This is a genomic window from Pseudomonas sp. LS1212 (assembly GCF_024741815.1).
In the GTDB taxonomy this organism is placed as follows: domain Bacteria; phylum Pseudomonadota; class Gammaproteobacteria; order Pseudomonadales; family Pseudomonadaceae; genus Aquipseudomonas.
Genome location: NZ_CP102951.1, coordinates 2,275,313 through 2,288,049 on the forward strand (window position 1 = coordinate 2,275,313; position 12,737 = coordinate 2,288,049).

10 protein-coding genes are annotated in these 12,737 nt (G+C 60.6%); 9 read left to right on the forward strand and 1 reads right to left on the reverse strand.

From position 1 onward, the window contains the following. Positions 1 to 52: 52 nt before the first annotated feature. Positions 53 to 1,045, reverse strand: a complete 993-nt coding sequence (locus NVV94_RS10675; RefSeq protein ID WP_258447121.1) for a formylglycine-generating enzyme family protein — start codon at positions 1,043 to 1,045, stop codon at positions 53 to 55. A 386-nt stretch (positions 1,046 to 1,431) separates the two neighbouring features. Between NVV94_RS10675 and tssA the strand changes: the two genes are divergently transcribed. From tssA to NVV94_RS10720, 9 genes are all read left to right on the forward strand, one after another. Next, positions 1,432 to 2,988 carry a type VI secretion system protein TssA gene (tssA, locus tag NVV94_RS10680; protein ID WP_258447122.1) on the forward strand — a complete coding sequence of 519 codons (1,557 nt, stop codon included), beginning with the start codon at positions 1,432 to 1,434 and terminating at the stop codon, positions 2,986 to 2,988. Between the two features lie 33 nt (positions 2,989 to 3,021). Next, positions 3,022 to 3,525 (forward strand): type VI secretion system contractile sheath small subunit, encoded by a 504-nt coding sequence (tssB, locus tag NVV94_RS10685; RefSeq protein ID WP_258447123.1) that lies wholly within the window; start codon positions 3,022 to 3,024, stop codon positions 3,523 to 3,525. A 28-nt stretch (positions 3,526 to 3,553) separates the two neighbouring features. Next, positions 3,554 to 5,029 (forward strand): type VI secretion system contractile sheath large subunit, encoded by a 1,476-nt coding sequence (gene tssC, locus NVV94_RS10690; protein ID WP_258447124.1) that lies wholly within the window; start codon positions 3,554 to 3,556, stop codon positions 5,027 to 5,029. Between the two features lie 14 nt (positions 5,030 to 5,043). Beyond that, positions 5,044 to 5,451 (forward strand): type VI secretion system baseplate subunit TssE, encoded by a 408-nt coding sequence (tssE, locus tag NVV94_RS10695; protein ID WP_258447125.1) that lies wholly within the window; start codon positions 5,044 to 5,046, stop codon positions 5,449 to 5,451. A gap of 87 nt (positions 5,452 to 5,538) precedes the next feature. Beyond that, complete coding sequence (gene tssF, locus NVV94_RS10700) at positions 5,539 to 7,326, forward strand: type VI secretion system baseplate subunit TssF (protein ID WP_258447126.1); 1,788 nt, start codon at positions 5,539 to 5,541, stop codon at positions 7,324 to 7,326. After that, positions 7,290 to 8,297 carry a type VI secretion system baseplate subunit TssG gene (tssG, locus tag NVV94_RS10705; protein WP_258447127.1) on the forward strand — a complete coding sequence of 336 codons (1,008 nt, stop codon included), beginning with the start codon at positions 7,290 to 7,292 and terminating at the stop codon, positions 8,295 to 8,297. Before tssF ends, tssG begins: the two co-directional genes overlap by 37 nt. 11 nt (positions 8,298 to 8,308) lie before the next feature. Further along, a complete protein-coding gene (gene tssH / locus NVV94_RS10710; protein WP_258447128.1) occupies positions 8,309 to 10,963 on the forward strand; it encodes a type VI secretion system ATPase TssH in 2,655 nt (884 codons plus the stop codon). A 10-nt stretch (positions 10,964 to 10,973) separates the two neighbouring features. Further along, positions 10,974 to 12,491: a sigma-54-dependent Fis family transcriptional regulator gene (locus NVV94_RS10715; protein ID WP_258447129.1), complete on the forward strand. Its 1,518-nt coding sequence runs from the start codon at positions 10,974 to 10,976 to the stop codon at positions 12,489 to 12,491. Positions 12,492 to 12,586: 95 nt separating this feature from the next. Beyond that, positions 12,587 to 12,727, forward strand: a complete 141-nt coding sequence (locus NVV94_RS10720) for a type VI secretion protein (protein WP_258447130.1) — start codon at positions 12,587 to 12,589, stop codon at positions 12,725 to 12,727. Positions 12,728 to 12,737 lie beyond the last annotated feature (10 nt).

Genomic DNA, 12,737 nt, shown 5'->3' on the forward strand with positions numbered 1-12,737 from the left:
TAGTGGCGAGTCTCGCAACAGAGGCGCTTAATAAGCGCCTTTGTTTTTAAAGTTAGAGCGGTTTTCCAGATTGGATTGAACATCGAAAACTGACACCGGCATAGTGGCCACCTTGTATCGGTTCAACACCCCAGCGGCGCACCGTACTGGCGCTTAGAAGCGGGCCCTCTAGCATATTTGCACCTCGCCAAACTCGTTGGATGCCAGTGCTTGGTCCTTGCGGATTCTCAACGGGGGATTGCCGGTAGTAATCTTTTTCGTACCAGTCATTGACCCAGTCAGTCGCATTACCCGAAAGGTTGTAGATACCCAATGGGTTAGGGACAAATTTATCCACAGGAAATGTATCCATTTCATCGGGTTCTGGAAAGTTTCGCCCGTAATTCAAACTGCCATTGTCAGTAGGAAATACAACGTGCTGGCCGCGATTGCGGGCAGCATATTCCCATTGCGCTTCAGTCGGTAGATCTACAGGGTAACCACTCAACTGACCTAGCCAGCCGCAGTATTCCTTCGCCTCTTGCCAGCTTTGGGCGGGAGCCGGCAGATTAGGTTGATGGAGAGACTTTAAATCTTCACGTTTACGGCGCTCTGCATTAAAAACAGGTTTGCCCTGAGCAATGAAAAATAAATCGAAGTCACCTATCGTTGTCTGAAATTTCGACAGGTAGTAACTACTCAACTTGATGGGGTGAACGAAGTCATCATCACCGAACATGGTGATGTTGCCCATTTGATCTCGGTCGAGCCCGCATGGCCAGTTGCACAAATCTGTAGGGTCATCGTCATACGGCCAACCAAAATCCCCCATCTGGAAATCGCCACCTTCGATGAACACCATATTGTCCAGCGACTGCACCACGGTATTCAGCAAGTTTCCGCGCACCTCAGCGGAAAGCTTTGGGTATTTCTGCTCGATGGTCTCAGCTATCTGGGCGACTTTTTCGGGCGATAGCTTCTGGCTTTTAGGGTGGGGCGAGGATTGCGCTTGGCAGCCTGTCAGCAGCAATAGAGTGCAAAGAGGCAATAGTATCTGTCTTGCCATATGGAAGTCCTAATACTTACTAAACGAAGTCTCAAGTTTATCATGTTTCACGTCTAGCCAGACCTCAGGGCTTCCCTGGGGCTGAGTTTTTGTCCGGTTTCACTCTGTCGCCAAAATAGTTCAATACCATGCTTGATGGGGCGCTCCTTCTAATTGCCTTGGGAAAATTCCTACAGGTCGTTAAGAATCGTCTCATGGGAACTATTGCCAGCCCTGTGTATCTTTGAAGTTCGACTCTACTGTCGCGTTGCAGGGTCTGGATGAGCGAATTTCGCTTGTGTTAAAGGCAGGCGCTGGGGGCAGCATAAGCCTGGGCGTTCTACTCATGCACAAAACACATTAAAACCAAGAGGTTGCATCGGCTAACTTTAATGAAAAAGTCATAAATGTCCTACTCAAGCAAGCTATCAGCTCACTATCTTGAGCTCGCGAAATCAGCTATTTGCAAACAAAGTTTTGCAGGCGAGGACGTTCGATTTTCGAGCGAGTTCGAGGCGTTGGAGAGTGAGCTGGCTAAAGCGCAGTCGATGCATGAAAGCGGCCAGATCGACTGGCTGAAAGTACAAGAGATCGGTGAGGTCTTGCTGCGTACCCAATCCAAGGATTTGCGGGTTGCAGCTTGGTTGACCTGGGCGCTGTATCAGCGTGAATCCTTTCCGGGCCTGCTGGCGGGCTTTGGTTTGCTGCACTATCTGTGTGAAAACCATTGGCCGCAGGTCCACCCCGCCAAATGGCGTACTCGAGCGGCTGCTGTTGGCTGGCTGGTACTGCGTCTTGAGCAAGTGCTGAGCGATAACATCCCGATCAAGGAACAGCTGCCGTTGTTTCGGTGCATGGTCGAGCATCTGGAAGGCCTGGATGCCTTGCTCACAGAGCATCTGGCGGATGATGCGCCTCTGCTGCTGCCGCTTTGCCGTCGCTTGAAAACCATGGTCCAGCGTGCCGCGGACAACCAACCGGAACACGGTGTTGTCCGGGCGGTAGTGGCACAAGTCCAGCAGGTCGCCAACCAGCTGTTCACCCCCGGCGCACCGATCGACAACGAGAAGGAAGCCCAGAAGGCCCTGCGTGCGTTGCAGGAAAACGCCCGTCCACTGTGCGCCTGGTGGCTCAAGCAGAAAGCCATCGACGTGCGCGCGCTACGCTTGAACCGCACCATGCTGTGGCTGCCCATTGATGCCGTCCCCGAGCGTAATGCCGAGCAGATCACTGCTCTGCGCGGGCTGCCGGTCGACAAGTTGAAGACCTACCAGGAGCGCTACGCCAATGGGCAATACGCCGATCTGCTGGTGGAGGTCGAAGCCAGTCTGGCCCAGGCGCCGTTCTGGTTCGACGGCCAGCGCCTGACCTGGGAATGCTTGCAAGGGTTGAACGCCGACCAGGCGATGCGCGAAGTGGAGTTTCACTTCGCGCTCCTGCTCCAACGCTTGCCCGGCGTAGTAGAGCTGCGCTTCCACGACGGCGCACCGTTCGCAGATCCGGCCACCCGCAGCTGGATCAGCGCCCACGTCATGCCCCATCTGCAAAGCGCCAGTGCGCCGCGTAAGGTCGAAACGACCGCCAGCCAGCCGGCCTGGGAAGAAGCCCTCGAACAGGTATTACCGGTCCTGCGCAAGGACGGCCTCAAGGCTGCCGTGCAGATCCTCAAGCAAGGTCTGCAAAACGCCCACGGTAGGCGTGTGCGATTTTTCTGGCAGTTCAGCCTGGCGCGGCTGTGCTTCATGGCCAAGAAATACGAGCTGGCCAAGACCCAGCTCGAAACCCTCGATCAAGAATTACAGTGCTCGGGCCTGCATGCCTGGGAGCCGGATCTTGCGCTGGAAGTGCTGCACCTCCTGCATAGCTGTTGTGAGTTGTTGCCGCAGAACCACGCAGTGCGAGAACGCAAGGAAGAGATTTATCGCAGGCTGTGCCACCTCGACCTCGAAGTGGTACTCGAATAGGCCCCAGGGCCAACAACCGCAAGGAGAAAAGCCATGGCCAAAGAAGGCTCGGTAGCCCCCAAGGAACGCATCAACGTCACCTTCAAACCCGCCACCGGTGGTGCTCAGGAAGAGATTGAACTGCCGTTGAAGCTGCTCGCAATCGGTGATTACACCCAGCGTATGGAAGAACGCAAGGTGGAGGACCGCAAGCCGATCAGCATCGACAAAGTGACCTTCGATGAAGTGCTGGCCAAGCAGGAGCTGAGCCTGACGCTGAGCGTGCCTAACCGTCTACAGGAAGAGAGCGACACCGAAGAGCTGGCGGTCAAGCTGCGCGTCAACTCGATGAAGGACTTCAATCCAGCCAGCCTGGTCGAGCAAGTGCCTGAGCTGAAAAAACTGATGGAACTGCGCGACGCGCTGGTGGCCCTTAAAGGTCCGTTGGGTAATGCCCCTGCATTCCGTAAAGCCATCGAAGGTGTACTCGCCGACGACGAGTCGCGCGGTCGTGTGCTCGGTGAGCTGGGCCTGAACGCCGCCGTCCCGAAAGCCTGAGTCACTATCAGTCAAGGAAGCCAATACTATGAGCACTAGTGCAGCACAACAGAAAAACAATGAGAACGGCGAGTACAGTATTCTCGACAGCATCATTGCCGAAACCCGCCTGACGCCGGACGACGAAGCCTATGACATCGCCAAGCGCGGTGTGTCGGCCTTCATCGAAGAGCTGCTCAAGCCGCAAAATGACGGTGAACCGGTCAAGAAGGCCATGGTTGATCGCATGATCGCTGAGATCGATGCCAAGCTCAGCCGCCAGATGGACGAAATACTTCACCACAAAGACTTCCAGTCCCTGGAGTCGGCCTGGCGTGGACTGCAGTTGCTGGTCGACCGCACCAACTTCCGCGAAAACATCAAGATCGAAATCCTCAACGTCTCCAAGCAGGACCTGCTGGACGACTTCGAAGATTCGCCGGAAGTAATGCAGGCCGGCCTGTACAAGCACATCTACACCGCTGAATACGGCCAGTTCGGTGGCCAGCCGGTCGGCGCGATCATCGCCAACTACTTCATGTCGCCCAGCTCGCCTGACGTGAAGCTGATGCAGTACGTGTCCAGCGTTGCTTGCATGTCCCACGCGCCATTCATCGCCGCGGCCGGTCCGAAGTTCTTCGGCCTGGAAAGCTTCACCGGCCTGCCGGACCTGAAGGATCTGAAAGATCACTTCGAAGGTCCGCAATTCGCCAAATGGCAGAGTTTCCGCCAGTCGGAAGACTCGCGCTACATCGGCCTGACCGTGCCGCGCTTCCTGTTGCGCAACCCGTACGATCCAGAAGAGAACCCGGTCAAATCCTTCGTCTATAAGGAAACCGTTGCCAACAGCCACGAGCATTACCTGTGGGGCAACACCGCGTACGCGTTCGGTACCAAGCTGACCGACAGCTTCGCCAAGTTCCGCTGGTGCCCGAACATCATCGGCCCACAGAGCGGTGGCGCGGTAGAAGACCTGCCGCTGCATCACTTCGAAAGCATGGGCGAAATCGAAACCAAGATTCCAACCGAAGTCCTGGTCAGCGACCGTCGTGAATACGAACTGGCCGAGGAAGGTTTCATCTCCCTGACCATGCGCAAAGGCAGTGACAACGCGGCGTTCTTCTCCGCAAGCTCGGTGCAGAAGCCGAAGTTCTTCGGCATCAGTGCGGAAGGCAAGACGGCTGAATTGAACTACAAGCTCGGCACCCAGTTGCCGTACATGATGATCGTCAACCGCCTTGCTCACTACTTGAAAGTGCTGCAGCGCGAGCAACTCGGTTCGTGGAAAGAACGTACCGACCTCGAACTGGAACTCAACAAGTGGATCCGTCAGTACGTGGCCGACCAGGAAAACCCGAGTGCAGAAGTTCGTGGCCGTCGTCCGCTGCGCGCCGCGCAGATCATCGTCAGCGATGTGGAAGGTGAGCCGGGCTGGTACCGCGTCAGCCTGAACGTGCGTCCGCACTTCAAGTACATGGGGGCCGATTTCACCTTGTCGCTGGTTGGCAAGCTGGACAAAGAGTAACCAGGAGCTAAGTCATGATCGGATACGGCAGCCTTTTCGAACGCCTGAGTGGCGAAGCCGACAAACGTATCGGCTGGAGCCGCGAGGTTTCCGCCATGGCTTCGGTGGCTGCCCATCTGGACATGATGCTCAGCACGCGTGCGGGCAGCGTGCAGACGCTGTCCGATTATGGGCTGCCTGATCTCAACGACATGCGCCTGAGTCTGCACGACGCCCTGAGCCAGGCTCGTCTGGCCATCGAAAACTTCATCGAAGCCTATGAGCCGCGTCTGAGCAATGTGCGTGTCGTTCCCCTGCCGCGTGATCACGATCAGCTTCGCTTGTCCTTCAACATTGAAGGCCTGCTGGAAGTTGATGGTTTCAAGCGCCAGGTCCGTTTTACTGCGCGCCTGGATGGTAGCGGACAGGTCAAGGTCAGTTAAGCCGACGACGATGTTAGCCAAAAGCGCGTCGTTGCTAATGCTACTGACTTCACAACGTTAACAAGCACGAAAAGCAGGGAGCCCGAAGTGTCCTTCAACCACTACTACCAAAGCGAACTCACCGCGCTGCGCCAGCTAGGTCGCCGCTTCGCCGAGCGTAGTCCGGCGTTGGCTCCATTTCTCGGCGAGGCTGGGCGGGACCCGGATGTGGAGCGCCTGCTCGAAGGTTTCGCCTTCCTCACTGGTCGTCTGCGACAGAAACTCGATGACGAGTTACCGGAGCTGAGCCACTCGCTAATGCATCTGCTGTGGCCGAACTACATGCGGCCGCTGCCGGCGTTCAGCATTCTACAGTTCGACCCGCTGAAGCAGTCCGGGCCGGCCCTGCGCGTGGCGCGTGATACACCGGTGGAGAGCGAGCTCATCGATGACGTGCGCTGCCGTTTCCGCACCTGCTACCCGACCGAAGTCCTGCCGCTGAACCTGACGGCGCTGAATTACTCGGTGAAAGGCGACGGCGCGCTACTCAGCCTGCGCCTGGAGATGAGCTGCGACGGCCATCTCGGCGAGCTGAACCTGAGCCGTCTGCGCCTGCACCTGGCGGGCGAGCGCTACATCAGCCAGATGCTCTACCTGAGCCTGCTGCGCAACCTCGAAGGCATCGAGCTGGTGCCGCTGGGCATGGACGGCAAGCCGTCCCCGGGTGTCAGCGGCGACGCCATGTCGTTCAAGATGCCGGGCAACCGCGTGCAGCCGGTGGGTTTTGCCGAAGAAGAGGCGTTGATCCCGTATCCGCTGAACACCTTCCGCGGCTATCGCTATTTGCAGGAGTATTTCGCGTTCCAGGACAAGTTCCTGTTCGTCGACCTGAACGGCCTGGACCTGCTCAAGTCGCTGCCGGAGGACACCCTCAAGCAGATGCACGGCCTGGAAGTGCGCTTCGACATTCGCAAGAGCGGCATCCAACGCCTGCGGCCGACCCTGGACAACGTGAAGCTGTATTGCACGCCGATCGCCAACCTGTTCAAGCACGATGCCCTGCCGATTCGCCTCGACGGCAAGCAGGACGAATACCTGTTGCTGCCGGCCGAGTACGACCTGGAGAACTGTGGCGTGTTCTCGGTGGAAACCGTGACCGGTTGGAAACCCGGCGGCCTGGGTTACCAGGAATATGTGCCGTTCGAGTCCTTCGAGCACGACCCGAGTTTCGACGTCTCGCAAAGGCGCCCGCACTACAGCATCCGCCAGCGTTCCTCGCTGCTACACGACGGCCTGGACACTTACCTGAGCTTTGGCATCCACCACACCGAGGCCCACGAAACCCTGTCCATCGAGCTGACCTGCACCAACCAGAACCTGCCGCGTCGTCTCAAGCTCGGCGAGATCAACCAGGCGTGCGCGCAAACCCCGGAATTCCTCAGTTTCCGCAATATCACCCCGGCCACCTCGAGTTACGCGCCACCGCTGAATCGCGACTTCCTGTGGAAGCTGATCAGCAACATGTCGCTCAACTATCTGTCGCTGGCCAACGTCGATGCGCTCAAGGTGATCCTCGAAACCTACGACCTGCCGCGCTACTACGACCAGCACCTGGAAAAGGTCAGCAAGCGCCTGCTGGGCGGGCTCAAGTCGATCCGCCACGAGCATGTTGACAGGCTGCATCGGGGCTTGCCGATGCGTGGTTTGCGCACTGAGCTGACCATCGATCCGGAAGGTTATATCGGCGAAGGCGACATGTTTGTGTTCGCCTCGGTACTCAACGAGTTTTTCGCTCTTTACGCCAGTCTCAACTCGTACCACGAGCTGCGGGTAAAAAGTACACAGGGAGAGGTGTACCAATGGACACCACGTATGGGTCTTCAGCCCTTGCTTTAAACGGGCTGACCCGGGTCATCCGCGAGTACTCGCTGTTTCAGGCCGTGCTGCTGGTGGTGGACCGGCTGCGCGATTCCCATCCGGACCTGAGCGAGGAGGATCTCTACGATCAGCTGGAATTCCAGGCCAATCCGAGCCTGGGTTTCCCTGGCAGCGACGTCGATCGCGTGGAGTTTTTCGAAGAGCACGGGCAGATGCGCGCGCGCCTGCGTTTCAACCTGATCGGGCTGTTCGGCTCCGGCTCGCCGCTGCCGGCGTTTTACGGTGAACAGGCCCTGGGCGACAGCGAGGACGGCAACCCGACCCGCAACTTCCTCGATCTGTTCCACCATCGCCTGCAGCGGCTGATGCTGCCGATCTGGCGCAAGTACCGTTACCGCGCCAGCTTCAAGAGCGGCGCGCTCGACCCGTTTTCCGCCCAGCTGTTCGCCCTGATCGGCCTCGGTGGCGAAGACATCCGCAAGGCCAAGGAGCTGAACTGGAAGCGCCTGCTACCGTACCTCGGCCTGCTCAGCCTGCGTGCCCACTCGGCGGCGCTGATCGAGGCCGTGCTGCGTTACTACTTCAAGCATGCGGACCTGGTGATCGAGCAGTGCATCGAGCGCCGGGTAGAGATTCTCGAAGAGCAATGCAACCGGCTGGGCCGCGCCAACAGCCAGCTCGGCGAAGACCTGGTGCTGGGCGAGCGGGTGCGCGACCGATGCGGCAAGTTCCGCATTCATATCCGCCAGCTGGACTGGCAACGCTTCCACGAATTCCTGCCGATCGGTTTCGGTTACCAGCCACTTTGCGCGCTGGTGCGGTTCACCCTGCGTGACCCGCTGGACTACGACATTCGCCTGGTCCTGCGCCAGGAAGAAATCCGCGAACTGCGCATCGGTGAGCAGAACGCCTGTCGCCTCGGATGGACCAGTTGGCTCGGCCGCGAACGCGCGGACGGCGTGGTCACCCTGGGCAATAAAATTCATTAAGGACAGATGGCATGATCAACGTAGACCTGCAGCAACTTATCCAGGCGCTGGACGCCGAAACCCGTCGTGATCTGGAAAGCTCCGCCGAACGTTGCGTCGCCCGGGGTGGCAGTAAAATCCTGGTCGAAGACCTGCTGCTGGGGCTGCTGGAGCGCCCGCGGGGTCTGCTCGCACGCGCGATGCAGGACGCCGAAGTGGACGCCGGCGAGCTGAGCGCGGCCTTGCAGTCGCGGGTAGAACATAGCGCCTCGCGCAACCCGGTGTTCGCACCTGAGCTGGTGCAATGGCTGCAGGATGCCTTGCTGGTGGCCAACCTCGAACTCGGTCAGAGCCAGGTCGAGCAGGCGGCGCTGATCCTCGCGCTGCTGCGCAACCCGATGCGTTACGCCGGTAGCCGTTACCAGCCGCTGCTGGCCAAGCTGAACATCGAACGCCTGAAGGATTTCGCCCTGTCGCAGCAGGACGAGCCGGCCAGCGGCAAACCGCCGGCGCCGGGTGAGTCGCTGTTGCAGCGCTTCACCCACAACCTGACCCAGCAGGCACGCGAGGGCAAGCTCGACCCGGTGCTGTGCCGTGATGGCGCGATCCGCCAGATGGTCGACATCCTTGCCCGTCGCCGCAAGAACAACCCGATTGTGGTCGGCGAAGCCGGCGTCGGTAAAACCGCCGTGGTCGAAGGCCTGGCCTCGCGCATCGCCGCCGGTGAAGTGCCGCAGGTGCTCAAGGGCGTTGAGCTGCTATCGCTGGACATGGGTCTGCTGCAGGCGGGTGCCAGCGTCAAGGGTGAGTTCGAGCGCCGCCTCAAAGGCGTGATCGACGAGGTCAAGGCCTCGCCGAAGCCGATCATTCTGTTTATCGACGAAGCCCACACCCTGATCGGTGCGGGCGGTAACGCGGGCGGTTCCGACGCGGCCAACCTGCTCAAGCCAGCCCTGGCCCGTGGCGAGTTACGCACCATTGCTGCCACGACCTGGGCCGAGTACAAGAAGTACTTTGAGAAAGACCCGGCCCTGGCCCGTCGCTTCCAGGCGGTGCAGCTGCATGAGCCGACGGTCAGCGAGGCGGTGACCATCCTGCGTGGCCTGGCCCAGGTCTACGAGAAGAGCCACGGTATCTACCTGCGCGACGATGCGGTGGTGGCCGCGGCCGAACTGTCGGCCCGTTATCTGGCCGGCCGGCAACTGCCGGACAAAGCGGTGGACGTTCTTGACACCGCCTGTGCGCGGGTTCGCATCAGTCTGGCGGCGGCACCGGAGAGCCTGGAACGCCTGCGTGGCGAACTGGCCGAAGGTAACCGCCAGCTTCAGGCGCTGCGCCGCGATGCCGAAGCCGGTCTGGCGATCGACCAGGAGGCACTGGACGCTCTGAAGACGCGTCTAGCAGAAGCCGCGGCCGAGCAGCAAACCCTGGAAACCCTGTGGAGCGAACAGCGCACCCTGGCTGAGCGTCTGCTCGAACTGCGCCAGCAACTGGCCAAGGCCCGCGAAGCGGCCAACCAGCCACCGTTGGTGTCGGTGGAAGAGGGCGCCGAAGGCACGGTGATCGAAACCCTCGCCGCCGAAGTGGAAGAGGGGCAGGGCGTCGAGGCGCTGGAAGCCGCCCTTAACGAAACCCATCACGCCCTGAGCGATGCCCAGAGTCAGGAGCGTCTGGTCAGTTTCGAAGTCTGCCCGCGGCTGGTGGCCGAAGTGATCAGCGCCTGGACCGGCGTGCCGCTGGCGCAACTGGCCCGTGAACACAATGCCAAGGTGGCGAGTTTCGCCACCGACCTGCGGACGCGGATTCGCGGTCAGGAACAAGCGGTGCACGCGCTGGACCGTTCGATGCGCGCCACCGCCGCTGGCCTGAACAAGCCGGATGCTCCGGTGGGCGTATTCCTGCTGGTGGGCCCGAGCGGCGTCGGCAAGACCGAAACCGCCCTGGCCCTGGCTGACCTGCTGTACGGCGGCGATCGTTTCATCACCACCATCAACATGTCCGAGTTCCAGGAGAAGCATACCTTGTCGCGTCTGATCGGTGCGCCGCCAGGCTATGTCGGCTACGGCGAGGGCGGCATGCTCACCGAGGCGGTGCGGCAGAAACCCTATTCGGTGGTGCTGCTCGACGAGGTCGAGAAAGCCGACCCGGACGTGCTGAACCTGTTCTATCAGATCTTCGACAAGGGCGTGGCCAACGACGGCGAAGGGCGGGAGATCGACTTCCGCAATACCCTGATCCTGATGACCTCGAACCTGGCCAGCGACCGGATCAGCGCGCAGTGCGAGAACGGCGAGCGACCGAGCGCCGAGACCCTGGAAGAGACCATCCGCCCGGTTCTCAGCAAGCACTTCAAGCCAGCGCTGCTGGCGCGCATGCGCGTGGTGCCGTACTACCCGGTGGGCGGCCCGGTCCTGCGCGAGCTGATCGAAATCAAACTGGGCCGTCTGGGCGAGCGCCTGAACCGTCGCCAGCTGGATTTCACTCATTGCCAGAACCTGGTCGATCACCTGGCCGAGCGCTGCACCCAGAGCGAAAGCGGCGCGCGCCTGATCGACCATTTGCTCGACCTGCATGTACTGCCGTTGGTGGCCGACCGCCTGCTGGATGCCATGGCCACCGGCGAGAACCTCAAGCGCGTGCACGCGACGCTCGACAGCAGCGGCGGCGTGACCTGCGAGTTCGCCTGAGGTGGGTGTGATGTTCACTCGTGTACCGCAACCACTGATCTACGCCGAGGCGCTGCTGGCGCAGTTCGCCAGCCTGTCCCGGGTGGCCGACGGTGGCGCGCTGCTGGGCGATTTCGTGCGCGGGGTGGCCGCGCTCAGCGGTTGCGAGCTGAGCCAGCTGTACCTGCTGGATGCCACCCATACCCGACTGGGCCTGAGCACCGAATGTCTGGGCGGCATCCTGCAACCGCGGGAAGCGGCGAGCCTGCCGGCGGATTACAACGGTGAGCAGCTGCTGCAATTCGCCCTGTGCCAGAACCGCGTGGTGAGCCTGGTGGGGCTGAGTGGCAGCCTGCACGAAACCAGCTTCCTGCCGGCCCAGGACACACCCTGGCAGTCGCTGTTGTGCGTGCCGCTGGTGAATACGCAAAAGGCCGTTGAAGGTCTGTTGCTGTGCGCCAGCCGTGAACATGTCGACCTTCAGGGCTTCGCCGATTCCATGGGGCAGTTGGGCTCGTTCGTGCTCGGGCAACTGCACCTGCTGCAACGCCTGCACCGTCCGGTGGGCGACGCGGCACCCGTGCCCAGCACCCCGGTCAGTGCCAGTGGTTACGGGCTGATTGGCAACAGCACGGCCATGCGCCAGACCTACCAGCTGATCAGCAAGGTTCTGCACAGCCCCTACACCGTATTGCTGCGCGGCGAGACCGGCACCGGCAAGGAAGTGGTGGCCCGCGCCATCCATGACTACGGCCCACGGCGCTCCCAGGTGTTCGTCGTGCAGAACTGCGCGGCGTTCCCGGAGAACCTGCTGGAGAGCGAGCTGTTCGGCTACCGCAAGGGCGCCTTCACCGGTGCCGATCGCGACCGCCCGGGGCTGTTCGATGCGGCCAATGGCGGCACCCTGTTGCTGGATGAAATCGGCGACATGCCGTTGTCCCTGCAGTCCAAGCTGTTACGCGTGCTGCAGGAGGGCGAGATCCGTCCGCTGGGTTCCAACGACACCCACAAGATCGACGTGCGCATCATCGCCGCGACCCACCGCGACCTGGCGGTGCTGGTCAGCGAAGGTAAGTTTCGCGAAGACCTGTACTACCGTCTGGCGCAGTTCCCGATCAAGTTGCCGGCCCTGCGCCAGCGCGAAGGCGACATCCTCGACCTGGCCCGGCACTTCGCCGACAAGGCCTGCGCCTTCCTGCAGCGCGACCCGGTGAACTGGTCGGAAACCGCCCTCAATCACCTGTCGAACTACACCTTCCCGGGCAACGTGCGTGAGCTCAAGGGCCTGGTGGAGCGGGCGGTGCTGTTGTGCGAAGGCGGCGAGCTGCTGGCCGAGCATTTCTCCCTGAGCAGCGAAGCGCTGCCGGAAGAACCTGGGCTGAACCTGCGTGAGCGCCTGGAGAAGGTCGAGCGCCATCTACTGCTCGATTGCCTGCGCAAGAACGACGGCAATCAGACCCTGGCGGCCCGCGAGCTTGGGTTGCCCAGGCGCACGCTGCTGTACCGCCTCGCGCGGCTGAACATCAATCTCGGCGACTTCGAGGGCTAGCGCGACATGACTTCCCCAAGCGCCTTTTTCGTTTCTCGGAGCGTCGCCCGCAAGGGTCGGCGCTTTGTGCATTGTCTACCCATGGAGACCTTCTGATGTCTGTTCGTCACTGGCAAGCCGCCCTGCTGGCTCTGATCGTTCTCAGCGGCCTCGGCGGCTGTAGCGGCAATTACAAATTCAACGACAACACCTATCGCCCATTGGGTGATCCGCATGCGGTCAATCGCGGCAAGTGAGCGCAAGGAG

Bases quoted from the DNA above. Each gene is read 5' to 3' on its own strand.
- NVV94_RS10675 (WP_258447121.1), bottom strand. From the start codon at position 1,045: ATGGCAAGACAGATACTATTGCCTCTTTGCACTCTATTGCTGCTGACA.
- tssA (WP_258447122.1), top strand. From the start codon at position 1,432: ATGTCCTACTCAAGCAAGCTATCAGCTCACTATCTTGAGCTCGCGAAA.
- tssB (WP_258447123.1), top strand. From the start codon at position 3,022: ATGGCCAAAGAAGGCTCGGTAGCCCCCAAGGAACGCATCAACGTCACC.
- tssC (WP_258447124.1), top strand. From the start codon at position 3,554: ATGAGCACTAGTGCAGCACAACAGAAAAACAATGAGAACGGCGAGTAC.
- tssE (WP_258447125.1), top strand. From the start codon at position 5,044: ATGATCGGATACGGCAGCCTTTTCGAACGCCTGAGTGGCGAAGCCGAC.
- tssG (WP_258447127.1), top strand. From the start codon at position 7,290: ATGGACACCACGTATGGGTCTTCAGCCCTTGCTTTAAACGGGCTGACC.
- tssH (WP_258447128.1), top strand. From the start codon at position 8,309: ATGATCAACGTAGACCTGCAGCAACTTATCCAGGCGCTGGACGCCGAA.
- NVV94_RS10715 (WP_258447129.1), top strand. From the start codon at position 10,974: ATGTTCACTCGTGTACCGCAACCACTGATCTACGCCGAGGCGCTGCTG.
- NVV94_RS10720 (WP_258447130.1), top strand. From the start codon at position 12,587: ATGTCTGTTCGTCACTGGCAAGCCGCCCTGCTGGCTCTGATCGTTCTC.